At 73.2% G+C, this 17,669-nt stretch carries 18 protein-coding genes; 14 read left to right on the top strand and 4 right to left on the bottom strand.

Annotation, left to right across the window (positions count from 1 at the left end):
- The first annotated feature begins 24 nt into the window (after positions 1–24).
- Together IW256_RS35695 and IW256_RS35690 are read left to right on the top strand one after the other, a co-directional pair.
- The gene (locus tag IW256_RS35695) at positions 25–1,767 is read left to right on the top strand and encodes a CpaE/TadZ family protein (RefSeq protein WP_197015140.1); all 1,743 of its coding nucleotides are present in this window, start codon (positions 25–27) and stop codon (positions 1,765–1,767) included.
- 23 nt (positions 1,768–1,790) lie between these two features.
- Positions 1,791–2,924, top strand: a complete 1,134-nt coding sequence (locus IW256_RS35690) for a hypothetical protein (RefSeq protein ID WP_197015139.1) — start codon at positions 1,791–1,793, stop codon at positions 2,922–2,924.
- Between the two features lie 3 nt (positions 2,925–2,927).
- Here the strand turns inward: IW256_RS35690 and IW256_RS35685 are convergent, their stop codons facing one another.
- Positions 2,928–3,374 carry a hypothetical protein gene (locus IW256_RS35685; RefSeq protein WP_197015138.1) on the bottom strand — a complete coding sequence of 149 codons (447 nt, stop codon included), beginning with the start codon at positions 3,372–3,374 and terminating at the stop codon, positions 2,928–2,930.
- Between the two features lie 854 nt (positions 3,375–4,228).
- Here IW256_RS35685 and IW256_RS35680 point away from each other — a divergent pair.
- On the top strand, positions 4,229–5,194 hold the full coding sequence (locus IW256_RS35680) for a sensor histidine kinase (protein WP_197015137.1): 966 nt from the start codon (positions 4,229–4,231) through the stop codon (positions 5,192–5,194).
- Positions 5,195–5,206: 12 nt separating this feature from the next.
- Here IW256_RS35680 and IW256_RS35675 read toward each other — a convergent pair whose 3' ends face one another.
- Positions 5,207–5,698, bottom strand: a complete 492-nt coding sequence (locus IW256_RS35675) for a hypothetical protein (RefSeq protein WP_197015136.1) — start codon at positions 5,696–5,698, stop codon at positions 5,207–5,209.
- Between the two features lie 166 nt (positions 5,699–5,864).
- Here IW256_RS35675 and IW256_RS35670 point away from each other — a divergent pair, with 166 nt between their 5' ends.
- The 7 genes from IW256_RS35670 (at position 5,865) to IW256_RS35645 (ending at position 10,737) form a co-directional block, all read left to right on the top strand.
- A complete protein-coding gene (locus tag IW256_RS35670) occupies positions 5,865–6,950 on the top strand; it encodes a hypothetical protein (protein WP_197015135.1) in 1,086 nt (361 codons plus the stop codon).
- Between the two features lie 132 nt (positions 6,951–7,082).
- Complete coding sequence (locus IW256_RS35665; RefSeq protein ID WP_197015134.1) at positions 7,083–7,865, top strand: sulfite exporter TauE/SafE family protein; 783 nt, start codon at positions 7,083–7,085, stop codon at positions 7,863–7,865.
- 104 nt (positions 7,866–7,969) lie between these two features.
- Positions 7,970–8,401 carry a hypothetical protein gene (locus IW256_RS35660; protein WP_197015133.1) on the top strand — a complete coding sequence of 144 codons (432 nt, stop codon included), beginning with the start codon at positions 7,970–7,972 and terminating at the stop codon, positions 8,399–8,401.
- Between the two features lie 51 nt (positions 8,402–8,452).
- Entirely contained in the window at positions 8,453–8,851 is a 399-nt protein-coding gene (locus IW256_RS41790; RefSeq protein ID WP_231404065.1) for a hypothetical protein, read from the top strand.
- Positions 8,818–8,967: a hypothetical protein gene (locus IW256_RS41785; RefSeq protein WP_231404064.1), complete on the top strand. Its 150-nt coding sequence runs from the start codon at positions 8,818–8,820 to the stop codon at positions 8,965–8,967. Before IW256_RS41790 ends, IW256_RS41785 begins: the two co-directional genes overlap by 34 nt.
- Before the next feature lie 130 nt (positions 8,968–9,097).
- Positions 9,098–9,823 carry a DsbA family protein gene (locus tag IW256_RS35650; RefSeq protein WP_197015132.1) on the top strand — a complete coding sequence of 242 codons (726 nt, stop codon included), beginning with the start codon at positions 9,098–9,100 and terminating at the stop codon, positions 9,821–9,823.
- Positions 9,820–10,737, top strand: a complete 918-nt coding sequence (locus tag IW256_RS35645; RefSeq protein ID WP_197015131.1) for a cytochrome c biogenesis CcdA family protein — start codon at positions 9,820–9,822, stop codon at positions 10,735–10,737. The genes IW256_RS35650 and IW256_RS35645 overlap by 4 nt, the downstream gene beginning before the upstream one ends.
- Before the next feature lie 99 nt (positions 10,738–10,836).
- On the opposite strand, the gene IW256_RS35640 is transcribed toward IW256_RS35645, so the two are convergent.
- Both IW256_RS35640 and IW256_RS35635 read right to left on the bottom strand, forming a co-directional pair.
- A complete protein-coding gene (locus tag IW256_RS35640) occupies positions 10,837–12,477 on the bottom strand; it encodes a class I adenylate-forming enzyme family protein (RefSeq protein ID WP_197015130.1) in 1,641 nt (546 codons plus the stop codon).
- Positions 12,474–13,067: an HD domain-containing protein gene (locus IW256_RS35635; protein WP_197015129.1), complete on the bottom strand. Its 594-nt coding sequence runs from the start codon at positions 13,065–13,067 to the stop codon at positions 12,474–12,476. The genes IW256_RS35640 and IW256_RS35635 overlap by 4 nt, the downstream gene beginning before the upstream one ends.
- Before the next feature lie 162 nt (positions 13,068–13,229).
- Between IW256_RS35635 and IW256_RS35630 the strand changes: the two genes are divergently transcribed.
- The 4 genes from IW256_RS35630 (at position 13,230) to IW256_RS35615 (ending at position 17,645) form a co-directional block, all read left to right on the top strand.
- Entirely contained in the window at positions 13,230–14,606 is a 1,377-nt protein-coding gene (locus IW256_RS35630; RefSeq protein ID WP_197015128.1) for an MFS transporter, read from the top strand.
- A 71-nt stretch (positions 14,607–14,677) separates the two neighbouring features.
- A complete protein-coding gene (locus tag IW256_RS35625) occupies positions 14,678–15,424 on the top strand; it encodes a TetR/AcrR family transcriptional regulator (protein ID WP_197015127.1) in 747 nt (248 codons plus the stop codon).
- Positions 15,425–15,671: 247 nt separating this feature from the next.
- Positions 15,672–16,937 (top strand): amidohydrolase family protein, encoded by a 1,266-nt coding sequence (locus tag IW256_RS35620; protein WP_197015126.1) that lies wholly within the window; start codon positions 15,672–15,674, stop codon positions 16,935–16,937.
- Between the two features lie 90 nt (positions 16,938–17,027).
- Entirely contained in the window at positions 17,028–17,645 is a 618-nt protein-coding gene (locus tag IW256_RS35615; RefSeq protein WP_231405573.1) for a pyridoxamine 5'-phosphate oxidase family protein, read from the top strand.
- Positions 17,646–17,669 lie beyond the last annotated feature (24 nt).

The raw sequence follows: 17,669 nt of genomic DNA, 5'->3' as shown, positions 1-17,669 counted from the left end.
ACCAGAGCACTGAGGACACGTGAGATGGCTACTGCGCCGAACCTCGTCGTGGCGGGGCACCAGGGCGTCGCGCGGAAGCTGCGGGAGAGCGGGAGGTTCCCCGCGGTGTTCGACGCCGCGTCCGCGACGGAACTCCGCGACCTGTCCAAGAGCGGCCGGGTCGTCCCTCCGATGGCGTTCATGTTCGCTCCCGGATTCGTCGAGGACCTCCCGGGCGCCGGGGTGGCGGTGCTGGCCAACGGACTGGCCGGGAGCGGATTCACCGTGCTGGTCCACAACCACTTCGCCGAGCGTGGTGACGTCTTCGATCCGAAGGTCCTGGTCACGGCCCGGCAGCTCAAGCTGGCGGACCTGCTGGAGATCTTCGGCGTCGCCGACCCGGCCCCCCAGCCGTCACCCGCGCCGACCCCACCCCCGCAACCGGCCCCTCCCTCGGCCCCTCCCTCGGCCCCTCAGCCGTTCCCCCAGTCGGCTGCGTCTCCGGCCCCGCCTCCGGCTCCCCAGCCGGCCCCCCAGCCGGCCCCGCCTCCGGCTCCCCGCGCGACGTCCCACCCGGCGCCCGCACCGCGTCCCCAGCCCGTTCCGTCCCCGAACGGAGCGAACGGAGCGAACGGAGCAGCCAGGCCCAACGGCTGGGGCACCCCGCCGCAGGGGCCTCCCGCTCCGCAGGGACCTCCCGCTCCGCTGCCCCCCAACGACTCCGCCGGGTCCAACGGCTCCAACGGAACCAGCGGCTCCGACGGCTGGAACATCCTGCCGGTGGCGCCCCCTGCTCCGCCCCCCAACGGCTCCAACGGGGTCAACACGGTCAACACGGTCAACGCGGTCAATGGGGTCAACGGGGTCAACGGGTGGAACGCTCGTCCGGCGGCGTCCCCCGCTCCGCAGGCCGGTCCCGCCCAGCCCCCACCCGCGGTGAACGGGCAGGTCATCGCCGTCGCCTCGGCGAAGGGCGGCGTGGGCAAGACCAGCACGACCGTGAATCTGTCGATCTACGCGGCGCGGGTCCTGCAGGCGGCCGGCCGGGACGGGTCGGTGGTGGTGGTGGACACCAACTTCCAGCAGGCCGACGTCGCCCGGTACCTGAACCTGAAGTCGCCGACGATCCTGGACCTGTTCCAGGCGCCCGGGGCGCTCACGCCGGAGGCGATCCGCCGCCATCTCGCGTACCTCCCGGAGATGGGGCTGCACGCCCTGCTCGGCCCGCCGGACGCGGTCAGCGCCGACCCCGCGCTGATCAACTCGGGGTTGTACCGGCGGATCCTCACGGTGCTGCGGCAGGCGTTCGACCTGGTGTTCATCGACACGCCGGTCGCCGAGCTGTACCACATGACCTTCACCGACCTGATCCTGCCCGAGGCCGACACGATCCTGGTGCCCGTCGAGCCCAACCGGGTGACCCTGGAGGCCGCGCGCTCCTGGCTGAAAGCGATCACCATGCCGCAGCACTCCCGGGGCGGCGGCGTCGATCCGGAGAAGCTGTCACTGATCCTCAACCGGGCCCGCACCGACGTGGAGTGCGGCCCCGACGAGGTGATGGACCTGCTGCCCGGCTGGCGCTTCGTCGGGATGATCCCCGAGGACCAGGAGTGGACGCAGGCGGTGAACACCTACCGGCTGGCCGGGCTGCGCCCTCCTCCGGACCTGGAGGAGACGTTCCGCGGCATCCTGCAGGTCGCCACCGGGGATCCGGTGTTCGGAACCGCCGCGCCCGCACCGGCACCGCCGAGCCGCTGGAAGAGACTGCTCGGCCTGAACCCGCAGTGATCACTCACGGAAGGACCCAGCGAATGGCAGCGACTCCGGGCCCCGCCCCGGGAACGGACTTCTGGGCGGCCCTCGGCGTCGTCCCGGACGGCGCGGACGACCAGGCCGCGAGCGCTCCGCCGGACACGCTCGTGGCCGGCGTCCCCGCCGCGGATCAGAGCGTCCCCGCGGAGCAGAGCGCCCCCGCCGCGGAGCAGAGCGTCCCCGCGGAGCAGAGCGCCGCCGCGGAGCAGAGCGTCCCCGCCACGCAGGACCCGCCCGCCGGGGAGACCGTGACCGAGCACGCACCCGAGCCCGTGGAGGCGGCGCCCGAGCCGGAGCACGCGGTGCCGCCTGCGGTGCAGAAGGTGCCCGAGGCGGCGGCACCCGCGCAGGACGCCTCCCGGAAGCCGCCCGCGGTCGACCCGGCCTGGCGGGAGGCGGGGCGGATCGCCGACGCGATCCGGCCCCGGATGGTCACGATCTGGCTCGACCTGCTCACCCGCGAGGCGGACGGGGACCAGGCCATGGCCCGGAGGGTCTACCACGTGATGAGCGGCCAGCACGTGCTCGGCGAGCTGTGGCTCGAACCGCACATCAGCGAGGTGCACATCCGCGGCACCCGGGTCACCGTCTGCGGCACCCAGGGCGTGTACGAGGTCCCCGGTTTCCCCGACGCCGCCACCGCACAGCGGGCCGTCGCGGCGGTCAAGGCCGCGCAGGGGCAGATGCGCGCCAACGTCACCCAGGTCAACGACTCCATCGTGGTGAGCAGGGCGCACGACGCGGGGATGAGCGCGGCCTCCCTCCTCACCTCCGGCGTCCTCACGGAGGAACAGCTGTCCCAGGTCGAGCAGGCGCTCGAGCGGATGCAGGCGGTCACCGTGACGGGCCCCGCCGCGCGGATCGTCGTCCGCGCCCTCGCCTCGCTCATCCCCCCGGGCAGCCGGATCTTCCAGGGCCCGCTCGGGGTGCTGCCCGCCGGATGCGTGGCCGCGTCGGGCCCGCTGGACGCCGACTACGTGGTCGGGGTGCGACCGGGCCCGGTGGCCGAGCAGATGGCGGCGGCGGGCCAGCTCGGCGCCCTCATCGCCAACCCGGAGACCCAGATCCGGGCGGCGGTGCGGCTCGCCGTCTCCGGGCGGTCGGCGGCGCCCGAGAAGGTCACCGCGCTCTGATCCTCAGTGGCCGCGCTCGTACGCCTCCACCAGCCGGGCCCGCGCCACCAACGTCGCCAGCGGCGCGATGAGGACGGGGAGGGCCGTCCGGCGCGCGGTCCCCGGCACCCCGTCCAGCTCGGTGACCCGCTGCGCCCGGCCCTCCCGGTGCAGTTCGAAACCGCGGAGCGGATGCGCCCAGAGCCGGCCCTGCGGCGTGTCCAGCACGGGAACGGGGTGGTCGCGAGGGGCGACGGCGAGGTCTCCCAGGACCCAGCCGGTGCGCTGGGCCGCGGTCGCGAAGGCGATGACCTCGTCCAGGTCACGCCGCAGCCGCGCCACGCGGTCGCCGGTGAACGAGGCGGGCAGGCAGTCCAGCTCGGCGGCGCTCCGGCAGCCGAGCCCGCGGGCGATCCCGGCCACCTCGTCCAGCACGCTCCGGTGGACGACCTCCGCCTCCGTCCCGTCCACGGAGAGCACCGCCGTGCACACGCGGCGTCGCGATCGGCACATCGATTGCCCCCTCCACCGGGCCGCCTGCAACAGGCGTACGTTCAGCTCGGGCGCGTGTCGACCCACCGGTGGAAGTCTAGGACGAGGGTCGCCGCCCCGCCCGGCGTCACACCCGCACATCGGCGACCGACCTGATCGGGCGGGCCTTCCCGGCGTCGCCCACGATTCTTTCTGTCGTGTGCCCAGCTGTCACATGGATGACTGTGCTCGCACGCGGGCGAGACGCACGCCCTTCGCGGAGGTTGCCGATCGTGTCCCGACCGCGACGGTAGGAACCGGACTGCCGGTCCTGACACCGGTAAGCCTTATCCATATGTACGATATTGGACGGAAATGTTTCTCTAGGGAGATGGCTTGTCTCGCCACGGAGATGGTATGTCGGCGGTTCGCCGCGCTTTCCGCCGCGTCCCGCCCGATCTTGGCGAGCCTGAAGAACGACGCCCTCCCAGGCGCAAGGCCCCCCGTCCCGAACGTTGCCTGCAGTATGCCCCAGGCCGCCGGCACCTGAGCTCCCCTAACGACGCGCCTGAGAACCCGTGCCTCATGAGCGCCGTGACCGGGTCCGCCGAGACCTCGGCCGCCGCGGGCCGTTCCCCGCAGACAGCCCAGAGGAGGTCTGTTGAGGCACACGCGACACCCGCTCATCCTGACTGCCGAAGACGATGCCGAGCCCCCACGCCAGGCCGGGTACGCGCTCACCGCGCGGGGGTCCGGTCACGAGCCGGCCCCGCATCCGCCCCTGGGGGCCGCTGGTGCCTCCTAAGTCTCCGCTTTGGCGGCGCGGGCTCCCACCCTCCGGGGCGCCGATCCCGGTGAGCGCCACCGCGTCGCCGGTCCGGCGCCGCCTCGCCCGCCTGTTCCGCGCGCTCACCGCCGCCCTCGGACGGACGGTGGCCGGCATCCCCGCGAAGAGAGGCGTCCCCGCGCCCAGTGGTCACGAGCCCAGTGGTCACGAGCCCGGCGGTCAGGAACCCCCTGCTCAGGAGCCCGCTGGTCAGGAACCCGGCCCGATCGCCGTCACCTTCGACACGGCGGCCGACCCGATCGACGACGAACGCAGGGCACTGATCAGCGACGTCGCCCACGAACTGCGCACCCCGCTGACGAACGTCCGGTTCCACCTCGAAGCCGCTCTGGACGGCGTGGTCCCGCTCGACCCCGCCCTGATCCGCCTGCTGATCGACGAGTCCGCCGTGCTGGAGCGGCTCGTCGCCGATCTGGAGGACCTCGGCCACCCCGGCTCCGGCCTGCCGCCGATCCGCCCGGAGGAACGGGACGCGGCCGAACTCGCCGCGCAGGCGGTGGCGGCGCACAGCGCCCAGGCCGAGGCGTCCGGCGTGGACCTGAGCCTCACCGTCACCGAGCCCGTCACCGTCCACGCCGACGCCACCCGGCTACGCCAGGCGCTGGGCAACCTGGTGTCCAACGCGCTGCGGCACACCCCGGCCGGCGGAAGCGTGGCGGTCACGGTACGCCGGTCCGGGGACGCCGCGGTGTTCACGGTGGCCGACACGGGCCCGGGCATCGCCGCCGAACACGTGCCGCGCATCTTCGACCGCTTCTACCGCGCCGCCCCCTCCGGCGGCCGGGCTCCCACGGGCAGCGGCCTCGGGCTCGCCATCACCAAGCGCCTCGTCGAGGCGCACCACGGCCGCCTCGACGTCGCCAGCACCCCCGGCGAGGGCGCGACCTTCACGATCCGGGTCCCGCGCGAAGGACCCGGCGCGCGCTTCGGCGGCTGCCCGCCGGACCCGGGGATGATCAGCCTGGGCACGTGAGCGGCCCCGGGGTCATCGCCGGTACCGGTCGTACGACCGGTCGCGCGCGTACGGCCGGTGGTCGTCCTCGTCGCGGTAGGAGGGACGCCCGGTGTCGACGAGCAGGATCCAGACCAGGTAGCACACGAGCAGCCCGGCGAGCACGGACATGAGGTCGATGCCGCCCAGGTACTTCTCGTGGGTCGCGCGCGCGGTGCAGACGCCGTCGTCGCACTTGGCGTCCTTGTGGTTCCGGCGCCACTCGGGGGTGGGTGAGGTGACCCGGACGTGCGGGACGTCGCGGATGAGCACGGCGGTCTGCCGCACGCCGTCCTCGACCGCGGTGGCCCCGGGTTCGAAGTGGTCGCCTGCGTGGATCCGCGGCCGGTTCCCGTAGATCGCGTCGAGGGCCTTGCCCTCGAACCAGGATCGGCTGGCGAAGGCGGTGATGGCCAGCATCACCACGAGGACGACCCGGGCCACCAGGGTGCCGCAGCCCCGTCCCCCGTCGCGAGAGAAAAGCATGTCAACGATCAGTTCGGAGCACGGCCGCTCCGGCAACCCCGTTTCGGGAACCGCTGTTGCCGTCGGCCGCGGCGGCGGGACGGTTCACTGCGACACCGCCCGCGTCTCCGGGCCCGACGCGACACGGCCCGGAACCCACCCGCTGACAGGAAAGGCACGGCGCGACGTGGCGCAGACTCTCACCGGCACCCCGCTCGACGCACTCCAGGCGGTCTTCCTCCAGCTGAACGCCAAGGTCGAGGCCGAGCTGATCAGCGTCGAGGAAGCCCTGCACGAGCTGCAGAGGCACGAGCTCGTCGACGCCGCGGGCTACACCTGGCGCATCGACCCCATGAGCCAGTCGTTCGTCCGGCGGGGCCCGGGCGCCGATGCCGGCTGGCGGCACGCCGCCCCTTCCGAGTACGCCGCCCCTTCACAGCACGCCGCCCCTTCACAGCACGCCGCCCCTTCACAGCACGCCGCCCCTTCACAGCACACGGCCCCTTCGCAGCACGCCGAGCCGGCGGCGGTCCCTGCGCCCGCGCCCGCGCCCGTCCCGCCGCAGGCCGTCCCCTCCGGGCCCCCTGCCGTCTCCTCCGGGGCCCCTGCCGTGCCCTCCGTGGCCCCTGCCGTGCCGTACCTGGCACTGGTGCCCGATGTCGCCACCGAACAGGCGGCACCGGACGGCACCGAACCGGACACCGAACCAGACGCCGACCCGGACGCCGAATCCGACGACGGGCGCCCGCGGAGGAACTGGCCGTCGCACGTCGCGGGCGGTGTCGCGGCGGCGGCGCTCCTGGTGGCCGCCGTGATCATCCAGCTGTCCGGCCAGGGCGGCGCGGGGACGCCGGACGCCCCGGCGGCCACACCGTCGCGGGCGGCGTCCGCCGCGCCCGGCTCGTCCCGGACGAGCCCGGCCCGCGTGCTGCCCCGGCCGTACCCGGTGCCGTCGGCGGACCGGCGCGAGGCGGTGCTGGCCCAGCTCACCTCGGGCAGCCTCGACCGCATCGGCAGCGTCACCGAGCAGAGCCAGTACAACTACAACAGCCAGCGGCTGTACGCCGCCACGTACGCGGGCTGGAGGGTCGCGGGGCTCACCATCGAGCCGAGCCAGCCCATCGGCGAGCCGTCCGGCCTGACCGCGACCCAGGTGCTGGAACTGCGGGACGGCAGCACCGTCATCGCTGCCGCCGACGTCACCTGGCGCCGAGCCGACCGGACGTCCCCGTGGCGGCTGACCCGGTGGCCCGAGTTCAACCCGGTCGGCTGACCCGGCGTCACCCCCCCCGCCCTCGCCTCATGGCCCCGCTTGCGCGAATGCATACCCCGGGGGGTATGTTGGTGGCGGAGGTGGACGCATGCAGACGCACGTCCGAGAACCGGCGGCGAACGGAGCCGCCCAATGATCACCGCGCTCGTGCTCGGCGCCGCCATCGGCGTACTGCTGGGGCTGCTGGGCGGCGGCGGCTCGATCCTGGCCGTCCCCGCGCTGGTCTACGGGGCGGGGCTGCCGCTGTCCTCGGCGATACCCGCCTCACTTCTGGTGGTGGGCATCTCGTCGGCGACCGCCGTGCTGCCGCGCATCCGCGCGCGGCAGCTCCAGTGGCGCGTCGCCGCGGTCTTCGGCGGCGCCGGCGCGGTCGCCGCGTTCGCGGGCACGGCGCTCAACCGGCTGCTGCCCCCGCGCGTGGTCCTGCTCGGCTTCGCCGTCCTCATGGTGGCGGCCGGCTGGCGGATGCTGGCCGACCGGGCCGCCGAGGGCGGCGTCTGCGCCCTGCCCGGCGGCGGCGTCAACTGGCGCAGCTGCCTGCCCAGGTCCGTCCTCACGGGGGCGGCGGTCGGCGTCCTCACCGGCCTGTTCGGCGTGGGCGGCGGCTTCCTCATCATTCCCGCGCTCGTTCTCAGCCTCGGCCTGCCCATGAACACCGCGGTGGGCACCTCACTGATCATCATCGTGGTCAACTCGGCGGCCGGATTCGCCGCCCACGCCGGGGACGCCGAACTGGACTACGCCGTCGTCGCGGCGTTCGCCCTGGCCGCGGTGGCGGGATCGCTGACCGCCGGGCGCCTGGCCGGCCGGCTGGACTCCCGGCGGCTGAGCCGCTGGTTCGCCTACCTCGTGTTCGCCGTCGCCGCCTTCGTCGCGGCCCAGGCCCTGCTCAACCCCGCCGCCCTGACCGGCTGACCCGCCCCCGCCCCCGCCCCGGCGGCCGACGGGTGCGGAGCCGGACCGGACGGCTTCTATAGTGGGCCGTGATCCGGCCGCGAGCAGGAAGGAGGCGCCGGTCCATGCGTTCGAGACCCGCGTGGTCCTTGCTGCGCCTGGCGCTGTCCGCGCTCGCGGCGGTGCTGGCGGCCGGATGCCTTTTGCAGGTCGGCAAGAGCGCGGGCGCCATCGACGGCGCCATGTCCTCCATGTCCTCCATGTCCTCCAAGGACTCCTCGGCCGCGGAAGCCCACCAGGCCGGCGTGCCCCAGGGGGCACCGGACCGCCCGTCCTCCCCCGACGACGAGAACGGGCGGGGGCACTGCGCCAAGCAGGGCCTGTCGGCGCAGGCCGCGATCGCGCCCGCCGCCGAACCGGCCAAGGCGCCGCTGACGCTGGTCGCTCCGGTCACCGCGGACGGCACCCCGGCCCCGGGCACGGGCGGTCCGGTACCGCGCTCCGGCCCCGCGCCGCCCCCACCCGATCTCCGCGCCCTCTGCGTTCTGCGGATCTAGAGGCCCGTCCCCCGACGGTCCCACTCGATCCGGCAGAACGGAGCCCTTTTCATGATCTCTCCACGCCCGTCCACGCGGGCGTTCTCCCGCGCGTGCGCCCTGACGGCCCAGGCGGGCCGGGCCCTCGCACGCTGGTCCCCGCGCCGCTGGGCGGTCGCGGCGGTCGCCGCCGCCGCGACGGCTCTGGTGGTGGGGGTCCCCACCGACGTGGTGCCCAACCCGCTGTTCGGACGCTCGATCCCGGTGCAGTGGTGGAACCACCCGATCCTGGTGCTCACCGCCGTCCTGGCCGGGCTGGTCATCGCCACCTACACCGGCCCCGGCGCCCCGTCCCGGCCGGGAGGTCCGGCCGCCTCGGACCGCTGGGCGGCGTGCTGTCACTGCTCGCCGTCGGCTGCCCGGTGTGCAACAAGGTCGTGCTGGTCCTCCTCGGGACCTCCGGCGCCCTGACCGTCTGGGCCCCGCTGCAGCCGTGGCTGGGAGCGCTGTCGGTCGGGCTGCTCGGCGTGGCCGCCGTACGGCGGCTCGCGGGCGAGATCGCCTGCCCCGTGCCCGTCAGGGACTGACCCGGTAACGCCCGGTCCCTCACCGGGCGGCGCACGTCCGCACGTCCCCTCACCGGCCGTGCACGTCCCCTTCACTCCGCGTGGCCGCCGCGAGCCGTCACGTCCTGTCCTCCATGAGAGGTGTTCGCGAATGTCCACTGACCGCAAGGCGCCTTCAGGCCGCATCGTCATCGCCGCCGCCGTCCTCCTCACCACCGCGCTGGTGCTCGCCGTCCTCGCCACCGCCGGAGGGGGTGGTGAGGCTCCCCGCCGCGCCACCGGGACCGCCCCGGCGACGGCCCCGCCCTCTCCCTCGGGCGGGTCCGGCGGGCCGGGCGAGCCACGGCGCGAGGACGGCGACCCGTACGCGCTCGGCCGGGTCGACGCCCCCGTCGTGATGATCGAGTACTCCGACTTCCAGTGCCCGTTCTGCGGACGCTTCGCGCGCGAGACCAAGCCGAGGCTCGTCCGGGAGTACGTCGACCGCGGTGTGCTGCGCATCGAATGGCGCGACCTGCCCGTCCTCGGCCCCGAATCCCGGGCCGCCGCCCAGGCCGGCCGCGCGGCGGCCATGCAGGGGAGGTTCTGGCAGTTCCACGACCGGCTGTACGCCGAGCCGCGCCGCCGCAACTCCGGCGCCTTCGCCGACCGGCACCTGGTGGCGTGGGCCCGCGAGGCCGGCGTCCCCGATCTCGACCGCTTCCGCCGGGACATGGCGAGTCCGAAGGCTCGCGATGCCGTGCAAACCGACCTGGACGAGGGGTACGGGATCGGCGCCGTCAGCACCCCGGCGTTCCTCATCAACGGTGAGCCCCTCCTGGGCGCCCAGCCGTTCGAGGTGTTCGCCGGCGCCATCGAGAAGGCGCGCGGACGGTGAGCGTCGGATACCTGGCGGCGTTCCTCGGCGGGCTCCTCACCCTGGTCAGCCCGTGCAGCGCCCTCCTGCTCCCGGCGTTCTTCGCCTACTCCTTCACCGGCCGCACCCGCCTGGTGGGCCGCACGGTGATCTTCTACCTGGGCCTGTGCCTGACCCTGGTGCCGCTGGGAGCGGCGGGAGCGGTCGCCGGCCGCCTGCTCAACGGGCATCGCGAACTGCTGATCGGCGTCGGCGGGTGGACCATCATCGCCCTCGGCGCCGCCCAGATCCTCGGCCTCGGGTTCGGCTCGTCGCGCCTGCGGCGGCTCGCCGGACGCAGGGGCGACGCCGGTTCCGCCCTGTCGGTGGGGCTGCTCGGCGCCGTCTACGGGCTGTCGGGCTTCTGCGCCGGTCCCCTGCTGGGCGGCGTCCTCACCGTCTCCGCGGTCGGCGGCGATCCCGTGTACGGGGCGGCGCTCCTGGCGGTGTACGCGCTGGGCATGGCGGTTCCGCTGTTCGTCCTGGCGCTGCTGTGGGATCGCTTCGACCTCGGCCACCGCAGGTGGCTGCGTGGCCGGCCGATCACCCTGGGACGGTTCGGCACGCACTCCACCTCGCTGGCCGGAGGGGTCTTCTTCATCGTCCTCGGGGCGACGTTCCTGATCTTCGACGGCGCCGCCGCCCTGCCCGGCCTGCTCGATCCCGACGCCGAGTTCGCGGCCGAGGAATGGGCCCTGGGCCTGAGCGGAGCCGTGCCGGACGCCTGGATCCTCGGCGGGGCGGCGATCGCCGCCGCGGCGACCGGGGCGGTCCTGCTGCTGCGCGGCCTGCGGGCCTCGCGCGGTGCTCCGGCAGGCGGCGCCCGCGCCGAGGCGTCGACACCGGAGACGAGCCCCCGCGACCACCGGAGGGAGAGCACGACCGCAGATCGCTGAACGGCGAAAACGGCGAACGGCGAACGGGGGCTCCGGGGCACTGCGGTGCCCCGGAGCCTCCGGGCGTTCCCTGCGTCGTCCGTCTCGGGGTACGGGCGGTCAGCCGGAGACCTCGGCGGGCCGCGGACGGCGCCGGATCTGGCCGGTGGCCAGGTCACGGACCCGCCCCTTGGCGATCTTGCCTCCGGAGGACTGCGGGAGCTCGTCGACGACGATCAGATGCTCGGGCAGCAGCTCCTTGCCCAGTCCCTCGCCGATCAGGTGTTCGGTGAGGCCGGACAGGGTGAGGGCGTGCCCCGCGCGGAGGGTGACGACGGCGCAGACCCGTTCGCCGAAGAGGTCGTCGGGGACCGCGACGACGCAGGCCAGTTCCACGGCGGGGTGGGTGGCGACGGCCTCCTCGACCTGGACCGCGCTGATGTTCTTGCCGCCGCGGATGACGATGTCGGACGTGCGGCCGACCAGGTGCAGGTAGCCGTCGGCGTCGATGGTGACGAGGTCGCCCATCAGCAGGTGGCCGTCGGGCGTGTACAGCTCTTCGTTGGCGGCGTCGTCCCGGTAGTAGCCGCCGGAGAGCAGCGGGCCCCTGCCGCCGGGACGGCCGGGGCCGCCGGTCGCGGTGATGTCGGCGCCGCGCTCGTCGTAGAGGCGGACGTCCATCTCGGGGATGATCCGTCCGCCGGTCCGCAGGCGCCGGTCACGGGTGTCGTCATGGCGGGTGCAGCTGAACGCCCCGCTCTCGTTGGAGCCGAAGAAGTTCAGCACCACGGCACCGGTGCGTTCCTCGAACTCGGCGGCGCTGGTGTAGCCGATGGCCTCACCGCCGGTGAACATCACCCGCAGGCCGGACAGGTCCGCGCGGGCGGCGGCGGGGGAGCGCAGCAGCATCCGGAACTGGGTGCTGACCGCGCACAGGACGGTGACCCGCTCGCGTTCGATCATCCGCGCCATCAGGTCGGCGTCGAAGCGGGGCATGACGACCGTCGGGACGCCCAGGACGGTGGGCGCCACGTGCGCCGTCCACAGGCCGAAGCCGAACGGGGCCGGCACGGCGCCGAAGAAGATCTCGTCCGGGCCCAGGTTCCCGGCGTCGGCGGCGAGCCGGGCGAAGTGGATCCAGCGGTTCTGGAACTGGACGACGCACTTGGGCAGGCCGGTGGTGCCCGAGGTGGAGTTCAGCAGCCACAGGTCGTTCGGGCCGAGCGCGCGTCCGGCCGGGTCCCGCGTCCGAACGGGACGTTCCACCGGGACCGTGCCCGAGACGTCGAGCAGGCGAGGGGCGTCGCCGCCGAACAGGTGCCAGGTCAGGTCGGCCCCGTGCGAGCGCAGGGCGGCGGCCAGGCCGGTCATGTCCCGGCCGCGGTGCTCGGGCAGGGTGATCACGCCGCGGGCGCCGGTACGGGCCAGCAGGTGGGCGATCTCGGCGTCGCCGGCCCGGGCGCCGATGCCGACCGCGACCAGCCCGGCCCGTTCGGTGGCCAGGAGGGCGACGTGGAAATCGGCGGAGTCGGGCAGGAGGAGCCCCACCCGTTCGCCCGGCTCGCACAGCCCGGCCAGCGCGGCGGCGAGGCCGTCGGCGCGGGAGTCGTAGGCCGACCAGGTGGTGACGCGGCCGGGTTCGATGTACGCGGGCGCGTCCGGCCGGCGGCGGGCGTGGTCCCGGACCAGCGCGCCCAGCGGGCGGTCGGACCACCGGCCGGCCTCGATGTGGCGGGCGGCCTCCCGCGGATCGACGATCACGCTTCCGCCAGGTCGGGGTCGCCCCACACCTTCAGCGGGCGGCCGAAGACCTCACGCAGCATGGGCATGAAGAACTCCAGGTCCTCGGAGTCGTAGCCGGGGTCGAAGGAGACCTGGTCGTAGGCGGCGCAGAAGTGGGCGCAGGCCTCGAAGTAGGGAGAGTCGCGGTACACGTCGCGGGCGTCGCGGGGAATCCCGAGCTGCTCGCCGTAGTGGTACATCTGGAACACGCCGTGGTGCTTGACGATCCACAGCGCCTCCTCGTCCAGGACGGGCCGCAGGATGGCGGCGGCGACCTCGCTGTGGTTGTCGGGGCACAGGTCGTCGCCGATGTCGTGCAGGAGAGCGGCGACGACGATGTCCGTCCGCGCGCCGTCCCGGTACGCCCGGGTGGCCGACTGCAGCGAGTGCTCGTACCGGTCGACCCGGTACCCGAAGGTGTAGCCCCTCATCCCTTCGAGGAGGCGCACGACGTTGTTCATCCAATGCTCGGCCTTGTGCGCGGCGGCCTCGTCCCGGATCAGCGCCATCTCCTCGGGGGTGGCGTCGTCCATCCTGGTGAAGCTCACGGTTCGCGGTGCGGCGTCCATGGTCGCTCCTGTTCGTCCGGCTCGCCGGAAGCGTAAGCCGGATGATCGAAGCTAATCAAGTGGCTGATTGGTTCCCAATCAAGTGGTTGACAGATCGCCGTGGCCTGGATCACTCTCTTGCTGTCGCGCATCAGAGCGCGGCCCCTGTCCCAAGGAGTCCTGATGGCGACTTCTCTCTCCACCCCGAGCGGGGACCGGCCGGCACGGCGAGGCGCCTCCAAGAGCAGGATGTTCTTCTCGGTGAACCTCGGCAACGCCCTGGAGTGGTACGACTGGGCGGTCTTCGCGATCTTCGCGGGCTACTTCGCCGGAGACTTCTTCGACACCGGGAACGACGTCTCCAACCTGCTGTCGGTGCTGGCGGTCTTCGCGGTCGGCTTCGTGATGCGGCCGGTCGGCGGGATCGTCTTCGGCCGGCTGGCCGACCGGCGCGGCCGGAGCCTGGTCCTGCTGGTCACGATGTCGCTGGTGGCGCTGTCCAGCGTGATGATCGCGATCGGCCCGACCTACGCCTCCGTCGGCGTGCTCGCCTCGGTCTGGCTGGTGGTGGCACGCTGCCTGCAGGGCTTCGCGCACGGCGGCGAGATGGGCGGGTCGTACACCTACGTCGCCGAGATGGCCACCCCGCGCAACCGCGGCCTGTGGGGCAGCACGATCGTCATGTCCACCGTCACCGGCACCCTGCTGGCGACCCTGCTCGGCGCGACGCTGCGGGTGGTGCTGGACGAGCGGGCGCTGAACGACTGGGCCTGGCGGATCCCCTTCCTGCTCGGCGGGCTGCTCGGCCTGGTCGCCCTCTACCTGCGGCGCACCCTCCGGGAACCCGAGGTGTTCACCGGCAGCCGGCGGGGCACGGCGCCGCCGAGTACGCGCGAGACGTTCCGGAACATGTGGGTGGAACGTTCCTCCGTCCTCCGGGTCATGGTGATCGTCGCCGGTACCGGTGTCTTCTCCTACGCCTGGTCGGTCAGCGCCCCCTCCTACGCGACCAGCTTCCACGGGGTGGACGACGGCGCGGCCATGTGGGCGGGGGTGGGGGCCAACCTGGTGTTCATCGCGATGCTGCCGCTGACGGCGATGCTGTCGGACCGGATCGGCCGCCGGACCAACTTCATGATCTGGGGCGCCGGGGTGGCGGTGCTGGCCTTCCCGCTGTCGGGGCTGCTCGGTCCGAGCGCCTGGGCGCTGCTGGCGGCGATGTCGCTGGCCCTGGCCGTGCAGTCGTTCGGCGCGGGCATCCAGGTCGCCTGGTTCGCCGAGCTGTTCAGCACCCGGTCGCGGGCGACCGGCGTGGGCATGGCCGCCTCCGTCTCCGCCGCCGTGTTCGGCGGGACGGCGCCGTACCTGAACGCATGGCTGACCGGCAAGGGGCTGGCGCACGTCTTCACCTGGTACGTGGTCGTGCTCGCGCTGCTGGGGATCGCGGTTGCCACCAGGACGCCCGAGACCCGCGGCATGGAGCTGGACCGGGGCGAGGCCCCGGAGGGCGAACCGATACTCGCCGGGACCGCCCCGTCCCCTAAAATCCCTACCGAGTGAGCGCTTGATGGAACCGGCGACGCCGGCCCCGCCCCCAGCAAGATCCGGAACCCGTGCAGGAGACGAGAACAGTGGCCCGTGGGCAGCGAGCGAAGATCCTCGAGCACTCCGGCCGGCTGTTCTCGCTGCGGGGGATCGGCGCCACCACGATCCGCGAGATCGCCGAGAGCGTCGGGCTGAACTCCGGCACCCTCTACCACTACTTCGCCTCCAAGGACGACATCGCCTCGGAGATCCTGGTCGGCTTCCTGGAGGACCTGAGCACCGAGTACGAGCGGGTCTCGGAGCGGGACGGGACCGCGCGGGAGAACATCCTGGAGCTGGTCAGGACCTCCCTGCGGGTGGCGGCGCGGCACCCGTACGCGACGGAGATCTACCAGAACGAGCAGGTGGGCCGGCTCCCGTCGCTGCCCAGGTACGACGACCTGATGAAGTCCCTGTCCCGCTGCCACGAGACGTGGGACCGGGTGGTCCGCGACGGCGTGGCGCGCGGGGAGCTGCGCGCCGACATCGGCGAGCACAACTTCCAGCGGATACTGCGCGAACTGGTGTTCATGACCGTCCGGTGGAACCGGGAGAGCCTGGCGGAGGAGGCCGGCTCGCTGGCCGAGATCCTCACCTCCGGGTTCCTGGACGGCTTCGCCACCCGCCCGGAGGCGTCCGGCACGGCTCCCGGCGGGCATGCCGCCAGCCCGGGCGGGGCGGTGCCGTCCCCCGGGGAGCCCGACGCGCAGCACGCCGAGATCGCCCGCCTGCGGTCGGACGTGGAGGAGCTCAAGCAGGTGGTGGAGACCATCCGCCGCGACGGCACGGGCTGACCTCTCCCTCCTCCCCCTCCTCTCCCTCCTCGTCACCGGAGGCCCGTCCCAGGGCCGGCCGGCGACCGGCCCGTGCCCCGCACCGCCCGTCCCCTCGCCCGCCGCACCGCCCGTCCCCTCGCACCCGACCCCGCACCCGACCCCGCACCCGACCCCGCACCCGACCTCGCGCCCGCACCACCACCGACATCTCCTTGCGCGGCGCCGTGCGCGCGCCGTTCCGTGACCGACCGGAGGTACCGCACCGATGACGATCAACCTGGACGACCTCGCGGGGAACACCGCGTTCACCACCGGAGGCAAGGGCGCCGAGGGCCCCACCTGGCTGCCGGAGCCCGAACGGCAGGACCGCAAGTACACCGTGATCTCGGTGGACGACCACATCGTCGAGCCGCCCCACACGTTCGAGGGGCGGCTGCCGGCCAGGTTCGCCGACCGCGCCCCGAAGGTCGTCGAGCGGGAGGACGGCGCCGAGGTCTGGGTGTACGACGGCCAGGACTTCCCCAACGTCGGCTTCAACGCCGTGGTCGGGCGTCCGGTCAGCGAGTACAGCTTCGAGCCGTCCCGCTTCGACGAGATGCGGCGCGGCGCGTGGGACATCCACCACCGGATCACGGACATGGACCTGGCCGGGATCTACGCCTCGCTGAACTTCCCCTCGTTCCTGCCGGGCTTCGCGGGGCAGCGGCTCCAGCTCACCACCAGGGACACCGAGCTGGCCCTGGCCTCCGTCCGCGCCTGGAACGACTGGCACCTGGAGGAATGGGCCGGCTCCTACCCCGACCGGATCATCCCCTGCCAGATCCCCTGGCTCCTCGACCCCGAACTCGGCGCCCAGGAGATCCGCCGCAACGCCGAACGCGGCTTCAAGGCGGTGACCTTCTCCGAGGCGCCCCAGAAACTCGGCCTGCCCTCCCTGCACACCGGCCACTGGGATCCGATCATGCGCGCCTGCGCCGAGACGGGCACCGTCGTCAACCTCCACATCGGCTCGTCCGGCACCTCCCCGGCCACCGCCGACGACGCCCCGCCCGACACCGTCGGCGTCCTGTTCTTCGGCTACGCGATGTTCGCCGCCGTCGACTGGCTCTACTCGATGCTGCCCGTCCGCTTCCCCGACCTGAAGATCTGCCTCAGCGAAGGCGGCATCGGCTGGGTCGCCGGGCTCATGGACCGCCTCGACCACATGCTCAGCTACCACGACATGTACGGCACCTGGACGCCCGACATCGGCCTCACCCCCGCCGAAGTCCTCAAGCGCAACTTCTGGTTCTGCGCCGTGGAGGACCAGTCCTCGTTCGCCCTGCGCGACCGCATCGGCGTCGAGAACATCCTGCTGGAGAGCGACTACCCGCACTGCGACTCGACCTGGCCCACCACCCAGACGGTCATCGAGTCCGAGATCGGCGGGCTGCCCGAGGCCGACATCCGCCGCTTCACCTGGCAGAACGCCGCCGAACTCTACCGCCACCCCGTCCCGCCGGAGGTCCAGAACGACCCCGACGCCTTCTGAACCCGCCCTGCCCTGGTCGACCCGTACGCGGTACGGCTCGACCAGGGCGGAACTTAGGGTTACCTTACCCGGATGGGGAATCCGCCTGAGATGCGTCCGGTGACCACCGAAGCCGAGCTCCGCGCGATCGTGCAGGAGCCGCCGCAGACCGCCTGGGACAAGGACATCGGCCGTCTCGACGAGCACGCTCGCACGTTCATCGCCCACTCGCCGTTCGTGCTGCTGGCGACGTCGGCCCCGGACGGCACCTGCGACGTCTCCCCGCGCGGCGACCCCGCGGGCTCGGTGCTGGTCCTGGACGACCACACGCTGGTGCTCGCCGACCGGCCCGGCAACCACCGGCTCGACAGTTTCCGCAACGTGCTGCACAACCCTCATGTCGGCCTGCTGTTCCTGGTGCCGGGGATGAACGAGACGCTGCGCGTCAACGGCCGCGCGACCCTGGTCTCGGACGCGCCGTTCTTCGACGACCTTGCGGTCCAGGGCAGGCGCCCGCGGCTGGCCGTCGTCGTCCACGTCGATGAGCTGTACATGCACTGCGCCAAGGCGTTCCTGCGCTCGTCGCTGTGGAAGCCCGGGACCTGGCCCGACCGCGGCCGGCTGCCCTCGCTCGGCCGGATCCTCAAGGAGCAGATGGGCCTCAAGGACATCCCGGCGAAGGTGATCGACGCCGACCTGGAACTGGACGCCAGGACGAACCGGTACTAGTGATCCACACCGGTTCGGCCCACG

Source organism: Actinomadura viridis, assembly GCF_015751755.1.
Lineage (GTDB): Bacteria > Actinomycetota > Actinomycetes > Streptosporangiales > Streptosporangiaceae > Spirillospora > Spirillospora viridis.
Note: the sequence above shows the minus strand (reverse complement) of the source record. Positions and strands in the feature narration are given on the sequence as shown.

What these genes read in the sequence shown, in the direction of transcription:
- IW256_RS35615 (WP_231405573.1), top strand. Translation starts at nt 17,028, where the DNA reads ATGCGTCCGGTGACCACCGAAGCCGAGCTCCGCGCGATCGTGCAGGAG.
- IW256_RS35620 (WP_197015126.1), top strand. Translation starts at nt 15,672, where the DNA reads ATGACGATCAACCTGGACGACCTCGCGGGGAACACCGCGTTCACCACC.
- IW256_RS35695 (WP_197015140.1), top strand. Translation starts at nt 25, where the DNA reads ATGGCTACTGCGCCGAACCTCGTCGTGGCGGGGCACCAGGGCGTCGCG.
- IW256_RS35690 (WP_197015139.1), top strand. Translation starts at nt 1,791, where the DNA reads ATGGCAGCGACTCCGGGCCCCGCCCCGGGAACGGACTTCTGGGCGGCC.
- IW256_RS35630 (WP_197015128.1), top strand. Translation starts at nt 13,230, where the DNA reads ATGGCGACTTCTCTCTCCACCCCGAGCGGGGACCGGCCGGCACGGCGA.
- IW256_RS41790 (WP_231404065.1), top strand. Translation starts at nt 8,453, where the DNA reads ATGATCTCTCCACGCCCGTCCACGCGGGCGTTCTCCCGCGCGTGCGCC.
- IW256_RS35665 (WP_197015134.1), top strand. Translation starts at nt 7,083, where the DNA reads ATGATCACCGCGCTCGTGCTCGGCGCCGCCATCGGCGTACTGCTGGGG.
- IW256_RS35660 (WP_197015133.1), top strand. Translation starts at nt 7,970, where the DNA reads ATGCGTTCGAGACCCGCGTGGTCCTTGCTGCGCCTGGCGCTGTCCGCG.
- IW256_RS35635 (WP_197015129.1), bottom strand. Translation starts at nt 13,067, where the DNA reads ATGGACGCCGCACCGCGAACCGTGAGCTTCACCAGGATGGACGACGCC.
- IW256_RS35650 (WP_197015132.1), top strand. Translation starts at nt 9,098, where the DNA reads ATGTCCACTGACCGCAAGGCGCCTTCAGGCCGCATCGTCATCGCCGCC.
- IW256_RS35675 (WP_197015136.1), bottom strand. Translation starts at nt 5,698, where the DNA reads ATGCTTTTCTCTCGCGACGGGGGACGGGGCTGCGGCACCCTGGTGGCC.